This window comes from Nocardia brasiliensis IFM 10847, from assembly GCF_000710915.1.
GTDB lineage: Bacteria > Actinomycetota > Actinomycetes > Mycobacteriales > Mycobacteriaceae > Nocardia > Nocardia brasiliensis_A.
On record NZ_BAUA01000118.1, the window covers coordinates 1 to 20529 of the forward strand.

Annotated in this window: 21 protein-coding genes; 16 read left to right on the top strand and 5 right to left on the bottom strand. The window is 69.0% G+C overall.

Annotation, left to right across the window (positions count from 1 at the left end; all coding sequences use genetic code 11):
- The 4 genes from NBRGI_RS25195 to NBRGI_RS25210 form a co-directional block, all read left to right on the top strand.
- Nucleotides 1-1838 (top strand): CocE/NonD family hydrolase (locus NBRGI_RS25195; protein WP_029899686.1); only part of this gene is annotated, 1838 nt, incomplete at its 5' end.
- Nucleotides 1839-2017: 179 nt separating this feature from the next.
- Entirely contained in the window at nt 2018-2809 is a 792-nt protein-coding gene (locus NBRGI_RS25200; RefSeq protein ID WP_029899687.1) for a DeoR/GlpR family DNA-binding transcription regulator, read from the top strand.
- Nucleotides 2810-2974: 165 nt separating this feature from the next.
- Nucleotides 2975-4516 (top strand): cytochrome P450, encoded by a 1542-nt coding sequence (locus tag NBRGI_RS25205; RefSeq protein WP_029899688.1) that lies wholly within the window; start codon nt 2975-2977, stop codon nt 4514-4516.
- Between the two features lie 8 nt (nt 4517-4524).
- Nucleotides 4525-5259, top strand: a complete 735-nt coding sequence (locus tag NBRGI_RS25210) for a TetR/AcrR family transcriptional regulator (protein ID WP_051728022.1) — start codon at nt 4525-4527, stop codon at nt 5257-5259.
- A gap of 84 nt (nt 5260-5343) precedes the next feature.
- Here the strand turns inward: NBRGI_RS25210 and arsM are convergent, their stop codons facing one another.
- Nucleotides 5344-6129 (bottom strand): arsenite methyltransferase, encoded by a 786-nt coding sequence (gene arsM, locus NBRGI_RS25215; protein WP_029899690.1) that lies wholly within the window; start codon nt 6127-6129, stop codon nt 5344-5346.
- A gap of 115 nt (nt 6130-6244) precedes the next feature.
- On the opposite strand from arsM, the gene NBRGI_RS25220 reads away from it, so the two are divergent.
- A complete protein-coding gene (locus NBRGI_RS25220) occupies nt 6245-6616 on the top strand; it encodes an ArsR/SmtB family transcription factor (RefSeq protein ID WP_029899691.1) in 372 nt (123 codons plus the stop codon).
- A gap of 294 nt (nt 6617-6910) precedes the next feature.
- Here NBRGI_RS25220 and pnuC read toward each other — a convergent pair whose 3' ends face one another.
- Together pnuC and NBRGI_RS25230 are read right to left on the bottom strand one after the other, a co-directional pair.
- On the bottom strand, nt 6911-7600 hold the full coding sequence (gene pnuC / locus NBRGI_RS25225; protein ID WP_036560748.1) for a nicotinamide riboside transporter PnuC: 690 nt from the start codon (nt 7598-7600) through the stop codon (nt 6911-6913).
- A gap of 67 nt (nt 7601-7667) precedes the next feature.
- Nucleotides 7668-9056, bottom strand: a complete 1389-nt coding sequence (locus NBRGI_RS25230) for a cytochrome P450 (RefSeq protein ID WP_148310948.1) — start codon at nt 9054-9056, stop codon at nt 7668-7670.
- 82 nt (nt 9057-9138) lie between these two features.
- On the opposite strand from NBRGI_RS25230, the gene NBRGI_RS25235 reads away from it, so the two are divergent.
- The 7 genes from NBRGI_RS25235 (at nt 9139) to NBRGI_RS25265 (ending at nt 15637) form a co-directional block, all read left to right on the top strand.
- The gene (locus NBRGI_RS25235) at nt 9139-10416 is read left to right on the top strand and encodes a glycosyltransferase (RefSeq protein ID WP_029899694.1); all 1278 of its coding nucleotides are present in this window, start codon (nt 9139-9141) and stop codon (nt 10414-10416) included.
- Nucleotides 10413-11174 (top strand): ABC transporter permease, encoded by a 762-nt coding sequence (locus NBRGI_RS25240; protein ID WP_029899695.1) that lies wholly within the window; start codon nt 10413-10415, stop codon nt 11172-11174. Before NBRGI_RS25235 ends, NBRGI_RS25240 begins: the two co-directional genes overlap by 4 nt.
- Nucleotides 11175-11248: 74 nt before the next feature.
- Nucleotides 11249-11803: a cysteine hydrolase family protein gene (locus tag NBRGI_RS25245; protein ID WP_029899696.1), complete on the top strand. Its 555-nt coding sequence runs from the start codon at nt 11249-11251 to the stop codon at nt 11801-11803.
- A 232-nt stretch (nt 11804-12035) separates the two neighbouring features.
- Entirely contained in the window at nt 12036-12878 is an 843-nt protein-coding gene (locus NBRGI_RS25250) for an ABC transporter ATP-binding protein (RefSeq protein ID WP_029899697.1), read from the top strand.
- A 28-nt stretch (nt 12879-12906) separates the two neighbouring features.
- Nucleotides 12907-13653, top strand: a complete 747-nt coding sequence (locus tag NBRGI_RS25255) for an ABC transporter permease (RefSeq protein WP_088607102.1) — start codon at nt 12907-12909, stop codon at nt 13651-13653.
- Nucleotides 13650-14447: an ABC transporter permease gene (locus NBRGI_RS25260; RefSeq protein ID WP_029899699.1), complete on the top strand. Its 798-nt coding sequence runs from the start codon at nt 13650-13652 to the stop codon at nt 14445-14447. Before NBRGI_RS25255 ends, NBRGI_RS25260 begins: the two co-directional genes overlap by 4 nt.
- A gap of 95 nt (nt 14448-14542) precedes the next feature.
- Nucleotides 14543-15637 (top strand): ABC transporter substrate-binding protein, encoded by a 1095-nt coding sequence (locus NBRGI_RS25265; RefSeq protein ID WP_029899700.1) that lies wholly within the window; start codon nt 14543-14545, stop codon nt 15635-15637.
- 10 nt (nt 15638-15647) lie between these two features.
- On the opposite strand, the gene NBRGI_RS25270 is transcribed toward NBRGI_RS25265, so the two are convergent.
- Together NBRGI_RS25270 and NBRGI_RS25275 are read right to left on the bottom strand one after the other, a co-directional pair.
- Complete coding sequence (locus NBRGI_RS25270; RefSeq protein WP_029899701.1) at nt 15648-16682, bottom strand: XdhC family protein; 1035 nt, start codon at nt 16680-16682, stop codon at nt 15648-15650.
- 13 nt (nt 16683-16695) lie between these two features.
- A complete protein-coding gene (locus NBRGI_RS25275) occupies nt 16696-17295 on the bottom strand; it encodes a nucleotidyltransferase family protein (RefSeq protein ID WP_029899702.1) in 600 nt (199 codons plus the stop codon).
- Between the two features lie 149 nt (nt 17296-17444).
- On the opposite strand from NBRGI_RS25275, the gene uraD reads away from it, so the two are divergent.
- From uraD to NBRGI_RS25295, 4 genes are read left to right on the top strand one after another with little or no spacing between them, the layout of a single operon-like run.
- The gene (gene uraD, locus NBRGI_RS25280) at nt 17445-17948 is read left to right on the top strand and encodes a 2-oxo-4-hydroxy-4-carboxy-5-ureidoimidazoline decarboxylase (RefSeq protein ID WP_029899703.1); all 504 of its coding nucleotides are present in this window, start codon (nt 17445-17447) and stop codon (nt 17946-17948) included.
- Entirely contained in the window at nt 17945-18262 is a 318-nt protein-coding gene (gene uraH / locus NBRGI_RS25285) for a hydroxyisourate hydrolase (protein WP_029899704.1), read from the top strand. Before uraD ends, uraH begins: the two co-directional genes overlap by 4 nt.
- A gap of 7 nt (nt 18263-18269) precedes the next feature.
- Nucleotides 18270-19172: a factor-independent urate hydroxylase gene (gene pucL / locus NBRGI_RS25290; RefSeq protein ID WP_029899705.1), complete on the top strand. Its 903-nt coding sequence runs from the start codon at nt 18270-18272 to the stop codon at nt 19170-19172.
- The gene (locus NBRGI_RS25295; RefSeq protein ID WP_029899706.1) at nt 19160-20521 is read left to right on the top strand and encodes an 8-oxoguanine deaminase; all 1362 of its coding nucleotides are present in this window, start codon (nt 19160-19162) and stop codon (nt 20519-20521) included. Before pucL ends, NBRGI_RS25295 begins: the two co-directional genes overlap by 13 nt.
- Nucleotides 20522-20529: the final 8 nt, after the last annotated feature.

The following is a 20529-nucleotide window of genomic DNA, read 5'->3' on the forward strand; positions in this document are numbered from 1 at the left end:
CCGACGTCCGCTACCCGACCGGACGGCGTCGGGCGCGCCCGCGCCGGGCCTTCCCGATCGTGTTGACCCAGTCGGCCTACGGGAAGGACAGCGCCGGGCTCATGCGGTTGCTGTCCTACGAGGGGCTCGGTCCGCTCCTGGAGAACGCGTTGCCGAGTGTCATCGACGTCGCGAAGCAGATCAGCGATGCCGCGGGTTACGGCGACTACTTCGTCAAACGGGGCTACATCAGCGTGGTCGTCGATATCCGCGGCACCGGCTCGTCCAACGGTCAGTGGAGCATCCTGCAACCGCAAGAGCGCGAAGACGCCGAGCGCGTGATCCAGTGGGCGGCCGGGCTGCCCGGTTCGACCGGCGAGGTCGGACTGTGGGGACTGTCCTACCTCGGGATGAGCGAACTGTTCGCGGCCGGTGTGCTGGCACCGGATTCGCCGGTCAAGGCGATGTTCCCGCTGATGGCGGGCAATCACGCGTTCCAGGACCTGCTCGGGCACGACGGTTTCTACAACATCGCGTTCCTCGCCTCGATGCTGCAATTCCCGATCACCGTGCTGCCGCAGCTCGATCCGATCCTCGGGTTGTATCGCGAGCCCGGCAAGATGGCCGGTGTTTTCGTCGATCACTTGCTCGCGCACTTGCGCGCCGAGGGCACCTGGCCGTCGGTGCTCAACGCGCTGGTCGACGGCGACCGGGCGTACAACGGCCCGTATTGGGAAGCCCGGGCGATCGACAATGTGCTGGACCGGATCGGATCCAACGGGATTCCGACCTACCTGGTCGGCGGGCAGTACGACCTGCTGCAGGACGGCACGCCGCGGACCTTCGCCGGATTGCAGAACGCCTACGCGGGCCGCTCGCACCACGGCCCGATGCCCGCCGACGCGCCGTCCAGCGGCCGCTTCCAAATGCTCACCGGCCCTTGGTTCCACGTCCAGCCGGGCGTGCAGCGCAACGCGGACATCGACATGCACGCCATCCAACTGGCGTGGTTCGATCGGTGGCTGAAGAACGACCACAACGGCATCGATGAGACCGCGACGCCGCTGCACGCGATCGATATCAACGGCAACGTGATCGAGAGCGCCACCTATCCGGTCCGCGAAACGCCCACGCAGCACCTCTATCTGGCGGAGGGTGGTCGGCTGACTACGGAACACCCTGGGGCCCAGACGGGTTCGGACCAAGTGTGGTTCAGCCCGGTCAATGGCGGCACCATCTGCAATGCCTCGTTCTCCCGCAACTTCTCCGGCGTCTACGAGCTGCTGACCACGCTGGCCGGGATCGACGATCCGTGCGCGCAGTTCCCCGCGCACCCGGATATCCCAGGGCTGCTGGACAATCCGCAGTACACGACCGAGCCGTTCACCGAACCGACCGTGCTCGCCGGGCCGATCGGCGCCACGCTCTTCGCCACCTCGAACACGCCCGCCGCGGCATTCAGCGTGACCGTGCAGGACATCGCGCCGGACGGCACCGTCTTCGCGCTCACCGACGGGCAGCTCGCCGGGAACTTCCGGGCGCTGGACGAGGAGCGCACCTGGCGGGCCGCGGACGGCAGCGTGCTCGGCGCGTTCCACCCAGGTACCCGGGAGTCGCTGCTGCCGGTGGTGCCGGGGCAGGTGACCGAGTACGACGTGAAGGTGCGCCCGGCGTTCCACGTGTTCCAGCCCGGTCATCGGTTGCAGGTGACGATCGCCACCGGTGACGCGCCGACGCACATCTTCAACCCGAAGGACTACCCGGCGCTGCTCGGCGGTGTGTACGACATCCAGCGCACCGCGCACGCCGCGTCCTTCCTCACGCTGCCGCTGGCAGGGGTGTCACAGCTGCGGCGCTGAGTGCTCGGTGCGTTGGCCGCGGGGTGCTCGGTGCGCCGGCCGCGGAGTGCTCGGTGCGGTGGGCCCGGAGTGCTCGGCTTGGCATCGCCACGCCGGAATCTCTACGGTCGGCGGGGTGCCTGTGATCAGATTGTCCGCGTGCCAAGTGAAACTGCAGGTCGCGTGCGAGGCGGTGTGAGATGACGGGACCGACCGACCGCCCGCAACGGTGGAACCGCCTGCTGGAACTGCTCGCCGAATCCGGGCGGCTCTCGGTGGAGGAGGCCGCCGAGCGACTCGGCGTGTCCTCGGCGACCGTGCGCCGCGACTTCACCGCGCTGGCCGAGCAGCAGCTGGCCACCAGGACGCACGGCGGTGTGGTCGCGACCTCGGTGGCCTACGACCTGCCCGCCCGCTACCGCCAGACCGGCGGCGAGGCCAAACAGCGCATCGCCGAACATGCTGCGTCCCTGGTGGATCCGCGCGCGGTGATCGCGATGAACGGCGGCACCACGACCACCGCGGTGGCGCGGGCCCTGGCCGGGCGCACCGATCTGGGCATCACCGGTGACGAGCAGCTGACCATCGTCACCAACGCGCTCAACATCGCGGGGGAGATGGTGCTGCGCCCGCATATGCGCACGGTCGTGCTCGGCGGCGTGGCCCGCCGCGAGTCCTACGAACTGCACGGCCCCCTCGCCGAACGCGCGCTCGCCGAACTGCGGCTGGACGAGCTGATCCTCGGTGTCAACGCGATCTCGGCCGAGGGCGGCGCCCAGTGCCGGCATATCGATGAGGCGGGCGTGACCACCGAAATGGTGCGCCGTTCCCGCCACGTCATGGTGGTGGCCACCGCGGACAAACTGGAACGCACCGCGCTGGCCCGGATCTGCAGCATCGAGCAGGTGCAGGCGCTGGTCACCGACACCGACGCCGATCCGATGGCGGTCGCGGCGATCCGCTCGGCGGGAGTGCGCGTCGACGTGGTGTGACCCTTCGATCCCCAGACGAACAGCCCGGTGCGCCCATCGTGCCGGGCTGTTCGCCTGTCCGGGTGCCGGGGTGTGCGGTGGTGGCTGATGCCCGTTGACTGGGTCGCTGTGTCTCACTACTGTGAGTGGGACAACACGTCCCATGTGAGTGGTAGGGGGCCTGCTATGGCCGAGGTCGAGACCGTCGATTCCGTCGCAGACAAGACGCTGCACCCACCACGCTGGGCGCCGACCTTCATCCGGTGGCACCACACGCGGATCGGCTGGCGCGAGTCGATCAAGCTGTCGCTGGGCATCCTGCCGCGGGTGCGCGACCATACGGTGCTCGACTACGTGACCGCGTTTCCAGGCGAAGACGACGTGATCGTCGCGCGGGTGCCCTTCAAGAAGTTCGTCGTGGTGCGCAGCCCCGAACTGGCGCGCCATGTCCTGGTGTCGAACCAGAGCAACTACACCAAGAGTCCCGACTACGACATGCTCGCGGTGGCGTTCGGCCGCGGACTGGTCACCGACCTGAACGATGCGCTGTGGCAACGGAATCGACGGCTGGTGCAGCCGATCTTCGCCAAGCGCAACGTCGACGGCTTCGCGCCGGTGATGGTCGAGGCCGCCGCCGACGCGGTGGCTCGGATCCGGGGGCTGGCGCAGGGCGACGGCATCGTCGACGTCAACGCCGAAATGAACCGGCTCACTTTGGACATCACGTCGCGCACGATGTTCGGCACCGATATCACCGGGCCCATGTCCGAAGTCACGCTGTACCGGTTGCTGCGGTTCTTCGGCCGCGGTTTCATGACCAACGCCAGTTATCCGATCCATTCCGTCGGGACCTGGCTGGACCGGCACGGCAGGCACCGCACCGAGGCCGGGAACTCGCGGCTGCCGATGCGCATCATGCGGGCGGCGGGCTGGGTGATCGAGCCGCGCAGCATGCGCGATCTGCGCCACGCCGAGCAGGTCGTCGACGGGTTGATCGCCGACCACCGCAACGGCCGGATCGACCGCAAGGACAACCTGCTCGCCGCGCTGATCGACGCCGCCGATCCGGAAACCGGCTACAAGTATTCCGATCAGGAGATCCACGACGAGCTGATGACGTTCATCGGCGCGGGCATGGAGACCACCGCGACCGCGCTGAGCTGGGTGTGGCAGCTGCTGTCCGAACACCCCGAGGCCAGGGCCCGGCTGCGCGACGAGGTCACCGCGGTACTGGGCGGACGCCCCGCGACGGCCGCCGACCTGGACCGGCTGCCGTGGACCCAGGCCGTCGTCGCCGAGACCATGCGACTGCTGCCGCCCGTCGTCGGCCTGGCGCGCACCGCGAAAGAGCAGGATGTGCTGGGCGGCTACCTGATCGAGCCCGGTACCACCGTGATCACCCTGATCCACGGCGCGCACCACAGCACCCGGGTGTGGGACCGGCCGGACGAATTCGACCCGAGCCGGTACCTGCCGGAAAACGTCGAGCGCGAACACAAACGGGCGACCATGCCGTTCGGCGCGGGCAAACGGATGTGTGTCGCTTCGGGTTTCGCGAATATGGAGGCCGCGCTGGTGGTCGCGACCTTCGCGCAGCACCTGGAGTTCGACGCGGTGTCGGACAAGCGGATCCGTCGGCAGAACTCGTTCACCGGCGGGCCCGACGGGCCGCTGCCCATGCGTCCGCGGTTCCTGCCGGAACCGGAGCGGGCGGACACCGCCGTATAGTCGGACTGGTGAAACCGCCCGCCAGCATGCGTACCCATCGCAGGCGCGGGGGCGGACAGCGCTGGCGTGAGCACAACTCGAACCGCCAGGCGCAGATCCTCGAGGCGGCCGTGGCGCTGATCGAGGACAACGATCCACACGTCGAGGTTTCCATCCAGCAGATCGCCGAGCGCGCCGGTCTGGCCCGCTCGGTGGTCTACCGGCAGTTCGACAATCGGGACGATCTGGACTCCCGGGTGCGTGAGTACATCCTCGAGAAATACGTGGCCGAGGTCGAGGCGGTGCTCGTGCTCGACCCGGCCAAGACGCTCGAGCAGATCATCTTCGAGGCGATGCGCACCGTGGTGCACTGGGCGGCGGCGCATCCGAAGCTGTATCAGTACGGCCAGAGCGGTTCGGTGCACGGGCACGCGGCGGGCGAGACCAGCCTCACCATCGGCAGGCACCGGGTCGCGGAAACGCTGTGGGAGAAGTTCGCCGCGGGCAGCGCGCTGCTCGGCATCGAGGTCGCCGAGTATCGGCCGGTGGTGTACGGGGTGGTCGGGCTGGTCGAGGGCATCGTCACGCAGTACATCGGTACACCGGCCGCCGAACGCCCCGACCAGGAGACCATCGCCCGGCTGCTCACCGCATCGGCCTGGCATCTCTACGCGGGCCACGCCGCCGACCGCGGATATCACTTCGAGCGCACGGCCACCATCTCCGAAACCTTCGCGGCCGTCCTCGCCGCCCGCGCGGACTGAATTCAGCCGCGCCCCTTCTGTTTTCCCGCACCCACTGACTTCTGCGGAACGGGTGCGGGAAGCCGGAAAGGGCGCGGCTGTGGCTCACTGGCAGCACGACTCCGCGGCCGGCTCGGTCGCCGGCTTGACGGCCTTGATGATCGCCGAATGCATGCCCTCGGCCACCTCGTGGGTGGGGGTCAGCTCGATCTCGGTGAAACCTGCCGCGCCCAAGTGGTTTCGGTATTCGGTGAACGAGAGCGCGCCGGCGATGCAGCCGACGTAGTCGCCCCGTTCGGCGCGCTGCTCGGGGGTGAGCTCGTCCGCGGCGACGACGTCGGCGATGCCGATGCGGCCGCCGGGCGCGAGCACACGCGCCATCTCGGCGAACACCGCGGGTTTGTCGACCGACAGATTGATCACGCAGTTGGAGATCACCACGTCGATGCTGTTGGCGGGCAAGGGGATCGACTCGATGTGTCCCTTCAGGAACTCCACGTTCGACACCTCGGCCTGCGCGGCGTTCGCCAGCGCGAGCGCCAGCATCTCCTCGGTCATGTCCAGGCCGTAGGCCTTGCCGGTGGGGCCGACTCGGCGGGCGGAGAGCAGCACGTCGATGCCGCCGCCCGAGCCCAGATCCAGCACCCGTTCGCCCGCCTGGAGTTCGGCGACCGCGGTCGGGTTGCCGCAGCCCAGCGACGCGGCCGCGGCCTGAACGGGCAGCTGGTCCCGGTCGGTCGCGCCGTACAGGCTCGCGCCGAAATGCTGGTCGACGGCGATCGGGTCGGCGCCGCAACAGTCCTCGGCGACCCCACCGGTGGTCACCGTCTGCGCGGCCTGGGCGTAGCGGGCACGCACGGTTTCCCGGAGTTCCTCGCGTTGATCGGTCATGACATCACTTCCTGACTGGTCGGAGCCGAGCGAAGAACAGGCCTTCGACCGGGTTGTATCGATATCTATCGATGCAACATTGCGCCCTTGGATTGAGTTCTGTCAATATAGATGTGTGTCGAAACAGGATCTGCCGGTGTACGCCTCCGCCGATTGCTGCGCCTCGCTGACCTCGCCGCTGAGTCAGGCGACCGCGGTCGAGCTGGCCGGGGCGTTCAAAGCGCTGGCCGACCCGGTCCGGCTGCGCCTGCTGTCCCTGATCACGGCCCGGGCAGGCGAGGAGGTCTGCGTCTGCGAACTCACGCCGCAGTTCGACCTGTCCCAGCCCACCATCTCCCACCACCTGAAGGTGCTGCGCGAAGCGGGCCTGATCGACTGCGAACGCCGCGGCACCTGGGTCTACTACTGGGTGATTCCCGCAGCCCTACAACAACTTTCCGGCGTCTTGCGCCCTACCGAAGACGCCCGGGTACCGGCACGCCCCTAACCGAATCGGCGGCAAAGCTGCCCGCAGCGCAAGCCGCGGGTCATGGGATCGTCAGCCCCGTCACTGACACCGCCCAGCGCTGCCGCACCGTCCTCTGCATGGCGAAAGTGCTCCTCCAAAGGCGGATCACCAGTACCCCCGGCGTCGGCGCGGCGATTCATCCACGAAGGTCCTCAATGGCGACGCGGAGTGTGTTCGGCCGGATGGCACCAATGCCGCGCGTCACCGCTACGAAATCTATGGTCTGGTCAGATCGGCTCGCGGACTTTCCGGCCGGGGTGACGAACGCGGCTGCTACAACTGAGCCGACGCGACCGGTACAGGGGCCGGTGCGGTGGTGGGGCGCATGCTGCGCATCCAGACGACGAAACCCCAGGCGACGAAGCCCGCGTAGACGAAGTACAGGGTGGCCGAGGGGTAGTAGCCCGCTTTCACCAGCAGCGGGATGCCGACGATGTCGACGGCGATCCAGATCAGCCAGAACTCGGCGAGGCCGCGGGCCATGCCGTAGGTGGCCAGCACCGATCCGGTGAAGATCCAGGCCTCCGCCCACGGACCATAGGAGCCGATCGCGGCGAACAGCTGCGCGAACGCGGCGGTGCCGACGAGCATCGCCGCTACCAGCACCAGACGTTCCCGATTGCTCGCCCAGCGTGGATCGACGCCGCGGTGCTCCAGGCCGGTCTCGATCTTGGCGTGCCGATACCAGCTCCACCAGCCGTACACGCTGACCGCGATGAACATCAGCTGCCGCCCGGCCTGTCCCGCCATGTTCAGATGCTGCGGGGTGTTGAAGACTCCGCCGACGAATACGGTGAACAGCAGCGTGTTCCCCGCGATGCCGATCGGCCACGCCCACACCCGCCGCCGCATCCCGCCGATCGCGGAGGCGAGGCCGAATCCGTTGCCGATCACTTCGCGCCAGAGGATCTCCGAGCCGGCGATGTGCAGCTTGGCGTCGAGCAGCGTGAGGAGCGGGTTCACCTGTCGTACAACCAGCGCGAGGACCGATCCCATCCACGGCCCGGATATCGGCTCGCGCGGATTCGAATCACGGCCGGGGTCCGCGCGCGTGCAAAACGACCGGGAGCGCCGACGGCGAGAGCACGAAATCGTTGTTCGACGCGCGCACCCGGTACTTCGGGTCCGGCTCGGGCCGCCAGCGGGCGAGCAGCGCCGCCGAGGCCAAGGTGATCTCCAGCAACGCGAAGTGGTCGCCGAGGCAGCGCCGCCTGCCGACGCCGAAGGACAGATTGGCCTTCTTGTCGATATCGCCGGCGCGCTCGGGCGACCAGCGCTCGGGATCGAAGGTGTCCGGGTCGGCGAAATAGCGGCTGTCGTGCTGAACCATGTAGGGGCTGAACATGATTGCCGCGCCGTCGGGGATGGTGAGCCCGCCGATGGTGATGTCGCCGTCGGCGGTGCCCGCGCTGATCCACGGACCCCAGAACCGGAGTACCTCTGCCACCACCTGTTTCAGGTACGGCAGCGCGTTGATGTGTTCGGCGCGCACCGGACCGGCGCCTACCACGGCGTCGAGTTCCGCGTACAGGCGCTCGGCGATCTCGGGCCGGTGCATCACCTCGTGCCACAGCCACCCGGTCAGCGACGCCATCGAGCCGACACCGCCGGCCAGCATCAGGATGGCCTCGTCGATGATGTGTTCGTCGGACAGCCGCGCGCCGGTCTCGCTGTCGGTGTGCCGGATCAGCGCCGACACCACATCGTGGAAGTCCTCGTCGCGGCGGCGGTATTCGGCCACCACCTCGCCGATCGCGCCACGCAGGTGCCGGGCCTTGCGCCGCCACCGCCAGTTGGCGAGCAGGCGGAGCCGGCGCAGCTGCGGCGGCAGGGCGGTGCGCAGGATGACCTGGCTGAGCAGCCACGGCACGTTGTCCCGGATCTCGCGGCGCGCGGCGTCGCTGAATTCGGCGGTGAACAGGGTCGAGGACACGGTGTCGAGCACCAGGCCGTGCGCCTCTTTCATCAGATTCACCCGCCCGCCCGCGGGCAGCCCGGCCGACCACCGCTCCGCGATGTCGGCGGCCGCCCTGGTGTACTCGGCGAGCCTGCTCTGCCGCAGTGCGGGCGCGATCATGCGGCGGCGCAGCTTGTGCTCCGCGCCGCGCAGCACGTTCACCGAGCCGCCCGCGATGTCCTTGATCGCCTCGCGCAGGTCTTCCCGGTTGAGTTCGCCGTCGCCGAGCCCGGCCTCGCGGACCAGGTCCGGCGTGGTCAGCAGATAGCCGGTCTGGTTGCCGAAGTAGATGCGCACGATCGGCCCGAGCGCGGGCAGCGACGTGACGAAACCCGGCGCGTCGCGCAAAGCGCGCAGACCGTGCCCTACCAGCGGGAGCCGGCCCGGTGCGGTGGGTACCTCCGCCAGCGAACGCGGTAGCACCATTTCGGGTGGGTAGTCCGTCGGCTCGGCAGTGTGCACAATTGCACGGTACCTACGCGAACGCTTTGCTGTAGAGCCCACAGTTCTCCCGACTGCCCATCGCACGCGGAAAGAAGCGCCCTTGAGAATCGCGATCCCACTGACCGGAACCCGTGGTGACGTCCAGCCGGTGGTGGCGCTCGGGCTCGAATTGCGCCGGCGCGGCCACGACGTGCTGCTCGGTGCGCCGCCCAACCTGGTCGACTTCGTCACCGACGCCGGGCTGGCCGCGGTGCCGTGCGGTCCGGACGTGCAGCAGCTCTACAGCTCGGACGAGGGCCAGCGGGCGTTGGCGGCGGGTAACACGCTGCGGCTCATGCAGATGGTGGCCAAGCAGATGTCCGGCTACGCCCAGCAGATGAACCAGGAGGTCATCGAGGTCTGTGCGGGCGCGGACCTGATCGTCGCCAGCACCGTCACCGAGGACCGCGCGAGTTCGGTCGCCGAGGCGATGGGGGTGCCGCTGGTGAGCCTGCACTATTTCCCGTGCCGCAGCACCGGGGTGTATCCGTTCCCGGGTGCGCTTCCGCCGCACTGGAATCCGCCCGCGCTGGTCAACCGGGCCACCTGGGCGCTGGCCGAGAATCTGCGGCGCGTGGTGTTCATGCGCTACCTCAACGATCTGCGCACGACGCTGGGCCTGCCCAAATCGCGGGCGAGTACGGCCGCGGTGCTGGACCGCGCGCAGGTGCCGGAGATTCAGATCTACGACCCCGCACTGGTGCCGGGTCTGCCGCAGGAATGGGGCGCGCGCAGGCCGTTCACCGGCTTCCTCACCCTCGACGAGGCGACCAGGGCCGCGGTCGGTGACCTGGCGGGCGATCACGCGAGCATCCTGTCCTGGATCGAGGCGGGCGAGGCGCCGGTGTTCTTCGGGTTCGGCAGTATGCCGATCCGGGATACCGCCGCCGTGCTCGCCATGGCCACCGAGGTCGCCGCCCGGCTCGGCGTGCGCGCGCTGGTGAGCGCGGGCTGGAGCGACCTCGATGTCGCGGCGGCACAAGCCGGTCCGGAGGTGAAGGTGGTCGGTCCGTTCGCGCACGACGTGGTCTTCCCGCACTGCGCCGCGGCCGTGCATCACGGCGGCATCGGCACGCTGTTCGAGAGCCTGCGCGCGGGCCTGCCGACCCTGGTGTGCTCGGTGTCGTTCGAGCAGCCGATGTGGGGTGGTCAGGTCGAACGGCTCGGTGTCGGTGCGCATCTGAAGTTCACCCAGCTCACCACGGGCCGCCTCGAACAGGGCGTGGCCGCCCTGCTCACTCCCGAACGCCGTTCCCGGGCCGCGGAATTCGCGCGCACCCTGCGCACCGAGGGGGCGAGCGCCTACGCCGCGGACCTGGTCGAGGCTGCTGCCCGGTGACCAACCACGTGCTGGCGGACACCGTCGTCATGTTCCGGCGCTGTGCCAGGCACACCCTGCGCAGCAGGGACACGCTGGTGATCTCGATGCTCATGCCGGTGCTCGTCATGCTGCTGTTCACCTATGTGTTCGGCGGGGCGATCGATGTCGGCGGCCCGTACCTCGACTACGTCGTGCCGGGAATTATGCTGCTGTGCACCGGATTCGGTTCCTCGATCACCGCGACGAGCGTATCCACCGATATGACGCGGGGCAGCATCGACCGCTTTCGCACGCTGCCGATGTTCCGGCAGGCGGTGCTCGCCGGACATGTCGCGGAGAGCGTGGTCCGGAATCTGGCGGCCATCGCGATCGCGGTGGGTGTGGCGCTCGTCCTCGGCTACCGACCGCAGGCGGGGCTCGGCGGTTGGCTCGCGGCGCTCGGCGTGATCACCCTGTTCGTCCTGGCGATCTCCTGGATCGCGGTGGCGCTAGGGCTGGTCGCCAAGAATCCCGAGGCGGCGGGCGGGCTCACCTACGCGATCATGTTCATCCCCTACATCAGCAGCGCGTTCGTGCAGACCGCGACGATGCCGCACTGGTTGCGCGGTTTCGCCGAGTACCAGCCGGCCACGCCGGTGCTGGAAACCGTGCGCGGACTGCTGAACGCCACCGGTGCCGGGCACCACGCGGTGCTCGCCGTGGCGTGGTGTGTGGGGCTGGCCGCGTTCGGATTCGCCTGGGCCGGTGTGGTGTTCGGGCGGTTGTCCCGGCACTGAACCAGGTTGGTCGGTGGGCCGGGCTACTCTGAGCGTCGTTGCCAGCGCACCTGCTCGACCCTCGGAGGACCCAGATGACCGTGCTGCCGGATCGGCCGAACACCGCCCTGCTGGTGATCGACGTGCAGAACGGCGTGGTGGCCGAGGCGTACCGGCGCGACGCCGTCCTCGCCAACATCGCCACGGTGATCGGCAAGGCCCGCGCCGCCGGGGTGCCGGTCGTGTGGATCCAGCACAGCGCCGATGACCTGGTGCCGGGCACCGAGGCCTGGGAATACGTGCCGGAACTGGTCCGGGAAGAGTCGGAGCCCTTGGTGCACAAGCGTTTCGGTGACTCCTTCGAGGAAACCGAGCTGGCCGGGCTGCTGGCGCGGGCCGGGGTCGGCAAGCTGGTGGTGACCGGCGCCGAGACCGACGCCTGCGTGCGCTCCACCATCCACGGCGCGTTCACCCGCGGCTACGACGTGACCCTGGTCGGCGACGGCCACACCACCTTCGACAAGAGCGAGTGGGGCGCGCCCGCACCCGAGGCGGTCATCGCACACACCAACCTGTACTGGCAGTACCAGCGGGCGCCGGGCCGCACGGCCGCGGTCACCAGCGCCGACGAAACGACCTTCGAGGGCTGAGTCCGCCTGTGACACATTCGACTGACCTGCGCGCGGGGCGGCGGATTGTGCGCGGGACGACGGAATGCTCGCGGCGGGCACTCGGCCCGGGCCGGAAATTCGGGTCCGGCCCCGGCTGCGCGTAACGATTGCGAAATCTGGGGTCGCGATTCGCAATGTCCGTGCAACGGGCTCCTTCTAGGGTGACCTTCATGAGGGAGCGCAGTACACGAAATATCGGCGGGGCCGGGTCATGACCACCGCGAACGAAACCACCGGAGGCACCGGCATCCACATCAGCGGGTTGACCAAGACCTTCCGGGTGGGCCGCAAGACCGTGCAGGCGCTGGATTCGGTGGATCTGCACACCGAACAGGGGACCTTCCTGTCGTTGCTCGGCCCCTCGGGCTGCGGCAAGTCGACGGTGCTGCGCATCCTGGCCGGTCTGGAGACGCCGACCGCGGGCAAAACCCTGATCGACGGCCAGACACCCGCCGAACTGGTGGGGCGGCACGAACTCGGCATCGCCTTCCAGGATTCGGCCCTGCTGCCGTGGCGTTCGGTGGAGTCGAACATCAAGCTGCCCCTGCAGGTCGCGGGCCTGCAGCCGGACCCGGGCCTGATCGCCGATCTGATCCAGCTGGTGGGGCTGGACGGGTTCGAGAAGGCCAAGCCCGCGCAGCTGTCCGGCGGTATGCGCCAACGTGTTTCGATCGCCCGGGCGCTGGTGGTGAAGCCGACCGTGCTGCTGCTGGACGAGCCCTTCGGCGCGCTCGACGATATGACCAGGCAGCGGCTCAACCTGGAACTGCTGCGGATCTGGACGGAGAAGCCCGCGACCACGCTGATGGTCACGCACGGCATCGCCGAGGCGGTGTTCCTCTCCGATGTGGTCGCGGTGATGAGCCCGCGGCCGGGGCGGGTGCTGGAACTGGTGGAGATCGATCTGCCGCGCCCGCGCACCCCGGAGATGATGCGGACCCCCGAATTCCACCGGTTGCACGACTACCTGTCCGAGCTGCTGTTCGGGAAGTCCGGCACGGGCGGGGCGCTCGGCAGCGCGGCCGGCGCCGCGAGCACCGGCGGTGGCGCGTGAGCGGCCGGCGAGCGCGCGGAGGGCGGGCATGAAACGGATCGGTGGCCTGCTCGGCGTCGCCGGGCTGATCGGCGTGTGGTGGCTGCTCGCGGCGCTCGGCGTCGCGGGCGGCACGGTGCCGAGTCCGTGGACGGTGGTGCACACCATGTACACCGACGGCTGGGGACTGTACGGACCCAATTTCCGGATCACCGCGCTCGGCGCGTTGCAAGGTTTCGTGTGGGGCAACGGGCTCGCCATCGCGCTGGCCATCCTGATCATGCTGATCCCGCAGATCGAATCGCTGGCCACCCAGCTGGCGATCCTGAGCTACTGCACCCCGCTGCTCGCGCTGGGCCCGATCATCCTGGTGGTGTTCGGCGGGCGCACGCCGACGGTGTTCCTCGCGGCGATGTACTGCTTCTTCACCACCATGGTCGGCACCGTGACCGGTCTGCGTTCCGCCGATCGGACCAGCCTGGATCTGGTGCGCGCGTACGGCGGCGGCCGGTGGCAGCAGCTGTATCGGGTGCAGTTGATCTCGGCGCTGCCGAATACCTTCGCGGCGTTGAAGATCGCCGCGCCCTCGGCGGTGCTCGGCGCGATCATCGGCGAATATCTCGGCGGTGTCGACAGCGGTATCGGCGTCGCGTTGACTGCCGCGCAGACCGCCTACAACGTGCCGCGCACCTGGGGCATGGCGCTGGCCGCGGCCGCGCTGGCCGGGCTCGGTTACGCCGTGGTCGCGCTCGGCGCGCGGCTGGTCGCCCCGTGGACTGCGCAGGAGGCGCGATGAAAGTACTGCTGCGGCTCGGGCGGTTCCTGTTCCCGCTGGTCACCTCGTTGATCCTGATGCTGCTCATCTGGTACGTCTTCTTGCAGGCGTTCCCGCAGGTCGGCCCGCGCGTGGGGAAGTCACCCGAAGACATCTGGCGCTATCTGGTGACCTCGCCGGGCGCGAGCAGCGCCCGCGCGACGATCCTGGACGACCTGCAGATCACCCTGCGCGACGCGGCGATCGGGTTCGGCTTCGGCATGCTGGCCGCGGTGGTGGTGGCCGCGCTGTTCGTGTCGTTCGCGGCGGTGGAGCAGACCTTTCTGCCGGTGGCGATGATCCTGCGCTCGGTACCGCTGGTGGTGCTCGCGCCGATCATCGTGCTGGTGTTCGGGCGCGGGCTCGGCGGGGTCACCGTGCTCACCGCCATCGTGGTGTTCTTCCCGGCGCTGGTGATGATCATGGCGGGGCTGCGCAACGCTCCGCGCCAAGCGATGGATCTGGTCGCCGCCTACGGCGGGTCCAAGTGGACCGGTCTACGGCTGGTCGCGGTGCCCGCCGCGCTGCCCTCGGTGTTCGCCGCGGCCCGCATCTCGGTGCCGGGCGCACTGATCGGTGCGCTGCTCGGCGAGTGGCTCGGCAGCGGAACGGGGTTGGGCGCCAGCCTGATCCGGGCCATTCCGACCTTCCAGTACAACCAGCTGTGGGCCTCGATCGTGATCGTCACGATCGTCTCGGTGGTGCTGTACGCCATCGTCGGCGTGATCGAGAATCTCGTGCTCGCGCGCTTCGGCGCCGACGCGGGACGATCCTGAACGGCCGGTTCGCTGAACAAGACAAAATTCCCGAAATTCCGTGCTCGGAACGTCAAAGCAAAGAAAATGAAACGCGATCGACCTAGATTCACCGCATGACACCCGCACAGCGTTCCTCGTTCGGGCCGGCACTGAATCGACGGTCTCTGCTCCGCTACTCCGCGCTGGCCGGCGCCGCACTCGGCGGCGCGGGCCTGCTCGCCGCCTGTGGCGACAATGCCGCCGACTCGTCGGGCGGTTCCACCCCGGACGGCTCCAAATACGGCACGGTGGCGGTACAGCTGTCCTGGCTGAAGAACATCGAGTTCGCCGGTGAATACTTCGCCGACTCGAAGGGCTACTTCAAGGAGGCGGGCTTCGGTTCGGTCAACCTGATCGCCGGCGGTGCGGCGAGCACCTCGGTCGAGGCCGGACTCGACACCGGCAAGATCTGGCTCGGCCTGTCCGCGCCGCAGACCACCGCCAAGGCGGTGCTGGAGGGGCTGCCCGCGAAGATCATCGCGACCACCTACCAGAAGAACCCCTTCGCGATCGTGAGCTCGGCGGCCAAGCCGATCAAGACCCCCGCGGACATGAAGGGCCGCAAGATCGGCGTGCAGGACACCAACCAGCTGATCTTCAACGCGCTGCTGACCGCCAACGGCCTGAAGCCCAGTGATGTCACCATCGTGCCCGCGCAGTTCGATCCGACGCCGCTGGCCAACGGCGAGGTCGACGGCTGGGTCAGCTACGTGACCAACGAACCGATCACGTTGACCGCCAAGGGATTCGCGAACACGCACTTCCTGTTCGCCGACTACAACCTGCCGCTGGTGGCCGAGACGCTCACGGTCAAGCAGGCGACCATCGACAAGGAGCGCGACAAGCTCAAGGCCTTCCTGGTCGCCGAGATCAAGGGCTGGAAGGACGCGGTGGCGAACCCGGCCGAATCGGCCAGGCTCGCGGTCGAGGTGTACGGCAAGGACCAGAAGCTCGACCTGGACGAGCAGACGAAAGAGGCGGTGGCACAGAACGATCTGGTCGTCTCGCCCGACACGGCCGCCAACGGCCTGTTGAGCATGACCGACAACTTGATCGAGCAGAACATCGCCGCGCTGCGGCTCGCCGATCTCGACATCAAGGCCGACCAGCTGTTCGACCTGTCCGTGCTGCGTGAGGTCTTCGCGGAGAATCCGGGCCTGAAAGGCTGAGCGCCCCAGGCTAACTACCCAGCCCCACCGCCGTTTTCAGCGGTGGGGACTGGCTAGGGGTGTGCAGCGAATGCCGCCCCGTCTGCTCGGTTCTGGCGGCGAGTAGTTCGGCGGCGATGGCGACGGCGATCTCGGGCGCGGTGCGCGCCCCGACGTCGAGTCCGGCCGGAGAATGCAGACGGGCGAGCGTTGCTTCGTCGAAGCCGCCCGCCCGCAGGTCTTCCATGCGTCGCGTGTGCACGGTGGGCGAACCCATCGCGCCGAGATAGCCTAGCTGGGGTAGTCGCAGCGCGACGGTCAGCAGCGGGATCTCGAACTTCGGATCGTGCGAGGTGACCACAATGCCGGTGTCGCCGTCGATTTCGCCCGCCGCGGCCAGCGTGTTCAGGTAGCGGTGTGGCCAGTCCACGACCACCTCGGCACCGGGGAACTTCTCCGGTTGCGCGAAGGTCTCCCGGGAATCGCAGATGGTGACGCGGTAGCCGAGGAACTTGGCCTGCACGGTCAGGGCCGCGGCAAAAGAGTTGGCGCCGAAGATGATCAGGCGCGGCGGCGGCGCGAACGAGGAGACGAACACGTCCGAATCCGGCAGCGCGAGCAGTTCGGTGTTGTGCCGTTTGTCGGTGACCAGGTGCTGGCCGATGAGATCGGCGTCGGAGTTCCACACCACGGTGAAGACGGTGATCCGCCGGTGCGCCCTGATCTCGGCCGCGACGAGCGGGAACTCCGGAAAGTCCCTGCGCGAGAACGGTTCGGTGAACACATCCATCATGCCGTCACGGTCCGCACCGCCCGCGATACCGGTAGCCACGCCGTAGCGGTGCATCGCGCGCCGGCCGGTACGCGCCGCCTGTAATACCGCCTCGTAGGCGATCTCCTCCAGACCGCCGTCGGTCACCGCGCCGTAGACGCCGCCCTCCGGATCGACCAGCATCGCCGAGCCGATCGGCAACGGGGCAGAACCCATCGTGCGCACGATGGTGGCCAGTCCTCCGGTCCGCCCGGAATGCCACACCCGCAGTAGGTCATCGACGATGTCCCGCATGAGCTCGCTCCGATCACCGTGCGGACGAGGCCGGGTAATCATGATCGACGCCCGTCGCCAAATCGTCGCACGTGACGCACACCATATCTGCCCGGCCCGCCAAATAGGTGCGCGCGCCCGAATCTCCTACGGCCTCCTGACATATCGAGGTCCAGTGGTTGTGTGCGAGCACAACGGGATGCCCCGGTGTGTTGTGGAACACAGCACGGGCGAGGCCGCTCGGCGCCGCGAAAGCCGCGGCAGTGACCCGGGCGATCACCGCCGCACCGACATCGGGGGTATCCACCGGCATGATCGCGGCGTAGCGCACCGGGGTGCGCGCGGCGGCGATCAGGCCGGCCCGGACCGAGGCGCCGAGTCCGGTGGCCCAGTCCGCCGCCCAGACGGCGACGGCATCGGCGGGCAGGTGCACGGCCGCCGGATCGGGACCGGTCGCGCCGAGGACGACGATCACCGGATCGCAGCCGCCGTCGCGGAGCGCGGCCACCGCGCCGCGCAGCCAGGCACCACCCTCGGCCAGCGCTTTCGGCTTGCCGTAGCGCGTTCCGGCCCCCGCGGCGAGCACGATGCCCGCACAGCCGGGCGCGGGAACCGGACGATCGGGTAGAGCCATGCCACGACGGTATCTCGGAACCGTCGCCGGCGCGTGCCGCAAGAGTGCTGCTCGGCGGCGGAAACGCCAGGTTTCCAGGCGGCGACACGCCGGTCGTCCGGTGGCGCTCTCCGGTGGCGGCCGGGCGGGTCGTATTCGATGCTGGTCCGATGACAGACGACGCGGACGGCCTCGACCGATTCGACGCTATGCCCCAGGACGCGGCCGTCGAGGCGTTGCTTGCCTGTTGCTCGTCGCCGCAGTGGGCGCGCGCGTTGGCCGCCGGACGGCCATACTCGAGTGTCGGCGCCGTGCTCGATACCGCCGACACCGTGCTCGCCGGGCTGCCCGAAGCCGAGATCGACCGGGCGCTCGCCGGGCATCCGCGGATCGGTGAGCGGCCGCATTCGGCGGCTTCGGCGCGAGAGCAGGCCGGGGTGGCCGGCGCACCGGACGAGGTGCACGCGGCGCTCGCGGCGGGTAACCGGGCCTACGAGCAGCGGTTCGGTTACCGGTACCTGGTGTGCGCGAGCGGGAGGACCGGCAGCGAGCTGCTCGCGCTGCTGCAAGACCGGCTGCACAACGATGTCGAGACCGAAAGGCGGGTCATGCGAACAGAATTGGCGAAGATCAATCGGCTCCGGTTGCGCGCGCTGCTCACGGCGGCGGCATGAGCACGCTGAGCACCCACGTGCTGGACGCGATGCGCGGCACGCCCGCGGCCGGTATCACCGTGACCCTGTACGGCGATGCCGGGCAACTGGATTCGAGCAGCACCGACGCCGACGGCCGGATCGCCGGACTGGGTGGTGAGTTGACGGCGGGGACCTATCGGCTGGTCTTCGACACCGGAGCCTACTTCGCCGCACAGCAGGTCGAGACGTTCTACCCCGAGGTCTGCGTGAGTTTCGCCGTCACCGCGGCGCGCCACTATCACGTCCCGTTGTTGTTGTCGCCGTTCGCCTTTTCCACCTATCGAGGGAGCTGAATCCAGCATGGAGTTGACCGGGCCGATCGTGCTCACCGACCACCGATACGGCAAGGCCGAGAACCGCGTGGTGCGGATCCGGCGGGAGACGGCGCGGCACGAGATCCGCGATGTGAACGTGTCCACCGTACTGCGCGGCGACTTCGCCGACGCCTACGCCGGTGACCAGCGCAAGGTGCTGCCCACCGACACCCAGAAGCAGACCGCGTTCGCCTACGCGAAACAGCCTGGGCTACAGACGATCGAGGACTACGGGCTGGCCTTGGCCGGTCACTTCGTCGACGATATCGAGCCGGTGTCCAGCGCCCGGATCGAGATCGACGAGTACGGCTGGCAGCGGGTGACGGTCGACGGCCGCGAACACGATCACACCTGGGTGCGGCAGGGCCCGGAGGTGCGCACGGCGGCGATCACGGTGGCGGGCACGGGCGCCGACCGGCAGGCGTGGGTGATCGGCGGCGTGAAGGACCTGACCATCCTCAAGTCGACCGGGTCCGAGTTCGCCGACTTCCTCAGCGACGAATTCACCGTGCTGGCCCCGACCCACGATCGGATGCTGGCCACCACCCTCGTCGTCGCGTGGCGCTTCGCGGCGACCACCGGCATCGCCTGGGACGACGTGTACGCGGGCATTCGCGCGCGACTGGTCGAGACCTTCGCGACCCACCATTCGAAGGCGTTGCAGCAGACCCTGTTCGAGATGGGCAAGGCCGCGCTGCAGGCCTACCCGGTGCTCGCCGAGATCCGGCTCGCCGCGCCGAACAAGCACCACTTCGACTACGACCTGGCGCGATTCGGCATCGAGAACAACGGCGAGGTCTACTACGCGGCGGACCGGCCGTACGGCCTGATCCATGCGACCCTGCAGCGCGCCGACGCACCGGAGGCAGGCCCCGCATGGTTGCCGTGACCGTCCTCGAGAACTGTGCCGTCGCCACCGTCGACCCGGCGGGCACCGAATACCGCCACGGTCATGTGGTGGTGCGCGGCAACCGGATCGAGGCGGCCGGGCCGGGAGCGGCCCCGCCGGTGGATCATTCGGCACACCGCATCGACGGCCGAGGCTGCGTGCTCACCCCCGGTCTGGTGAATACCCATCACCATCTCTATCAGTGGATCACCCGCGGTCTGGCCGCGGACAACACGCTGTTCGAATGGCTCACCACGCTCTACCCCATCTGGGCAGGTATCGACGAGGACGCGGTGCGGGTGGCGGCGACCGGCGGGCTGGCCGCGTTGGCGCGCACCGGATGCACCACCAGCACCGACCATCACTACGTCTTCCCGCGCGAGGGCGGCGACGTGCTCGGCGCGGAGATCGCGGCCGCCGCCGAGGTCGGCCTGCGGTTCCACCCGTGCCGCGGCTCGATGGATCTGGGGCAGAGCGCCGGTGGTCTGCCGCCGGATCACGTGGTGCAGCCGCTCGACACCATCCTGGCCGACAGTGCGGACGCCGTTGCCCGCCATCATGATCCGTCGTTCGACTCGATGCTGCGCATCGCGCTCGCGCCCTGCTCGCCGTTCTCGGTGAGCTCCGAGCTGCTCCGGGAATCCGCCGTGCTGGCCCGCGAGCTGGGTGTCCGGTTGCACACGCACGTCGCCGAGACGATCGACGAACAGGACTACTGCGCGCAGACATTCGGCTGTACTCCCGCCGAGTACATGGCGCAGCTCGGCTGGGTCGGCTCGGACGTGTGGTGGGCGCACGCCATCCATCTGGACGACACCGCCATCGCCGCGATGGCGAAAACCGGTACCGGCGTTGCCCATTGCCCGACTTCCAACGCGCGCATCGGCGCGGGCGTGGCGCGCACCGCCGATCTGGTGCGGGCGGGTGTGCCGGTCGGCCTCGGCGTGGACGGCGCGGCGAGCAACGAAGCGAGCTCGATGCTCGAGGAACCGCGCAACGCGCTCTTCTTCGCGCGAAATCGCGGCGGCCCCCGCGCCATGACGACCCGAACAGCGTTGGCGCTGGCCACGATCGGCGGCGCCCGCGTGCTCGGGCGGGCCGCCGAGATCGGCTCGATCGAGCCCGGCAAACTCGCCGATCTCGCCCTGTGGCGGCTCGACACCCCCGCCCACGCGGGCATCGACGATCCGGTGACCGCCCTCGTGCTGGGCGCGGCGCCACCCCTCGCGGCGCTGCTGGTGAACGGCCGTGAGGTGGTGCGCGACGGCAGACTGGTCACGGTCGACGAGGACGCCGTCGGCGCGGCGGTCGCCGCCGCGCAGGCCGCGCTGGTCGCGAAGGCGGGGTAGCGGGCGGT

Coding starts and splice junctions, on each gene's coding strand:
- NBRGI_RS25200 (WP_029899687.1), top strand. CDS start 2,018: ATGACGGGACCGACCGACCGCCCGCAACGGTGGAACCGCCTGCTGGAA.
- NBRGI_RS25205 (WP_029899688.1), top strand. CDS start 2,975: ATGGCCGAGGTCGAGACCGTCGATTCCGTCGCAGACAAGACGCTGCAC.
- pucL (WP_029899705.1), top strand. CDS start 18,270: ATGGAGTTGACCGGGCCGATCGTGCTCACCGACCACCGATACGGCAAG.
- NBRGI_RS25270 (WP_029899701.1), bottom strand. CDS start 16,682: ATGCGGGACATCGTCGATGACCTACTGCGGGTGTGGCATTCCGGGCGG.
- NBRGI_RS25255 (WP_088607102.1), top strand. CDS start 12,907: ATGAAACGGATCGGTGGCCTGCTCGGCGTCGCCGGGCTGATCGGCGTG.
- arsM (WP_029899690.1), bottom strand. CDS start 6,129: ATGACCGATCAACGCGAGGAACTCCGGGAAACCGTGCGTGCCCGCTAC.
- uraD (WP_029899703.1), top strand. CDS start 17,445: ATGACAGACGACGCGGACGGCCTCGACCGATTCGACGCTATGCCCCAG.
- NBRGI_RS25275 (WP_029899702.1), bottom strand. CDS start 17,295: ATGGCTCTACCCGATCGTCCGGTTCCCGCGCCCGGCTGTGCGGGCATC.
- NBRGI_RS25250 (WP_029899697.1), top strand. CDS start 12,036: ATGACCACCGCGAACGAAACCACCGGAGGCACCGGCATCCACATCAGC.
- NBRGI_RS25295 (WP_029899706.1), top strand. CDS start 19,160: ATGGTTGCCGTGACCGTCCTCGAGAACTGTGCCGTCGCCACCGTCGAC.
- NBRGI_RS25260 (WP_029899699.1), top strand. CDS start 13,650: ATGAAAGTACTGCTGCGGCTCGGGCGGTTCCTGTTCCCGCTGGTCACC.
- uraH (WP_029899704.1), top strand. CDS start 17,945: ATGAGCACGCTGAGCACCCACGTGCTGGACGCGATGCGCGGCACGCCC.
- NBRGI_RS25265 (WP_029899700.1), top strand. CDS start 14,543: ATGACACCCGCACAGCGTTCCTCGTTCGGGCCGGCACTGAATCGACGG.
- NBRGI_RS25245 (WP_029899696.1), top strand. CDS start 11,249: ATGACCGTGCTGCCGGATCGGCCGAACACCGCCCTGCTGGTGATCGAC.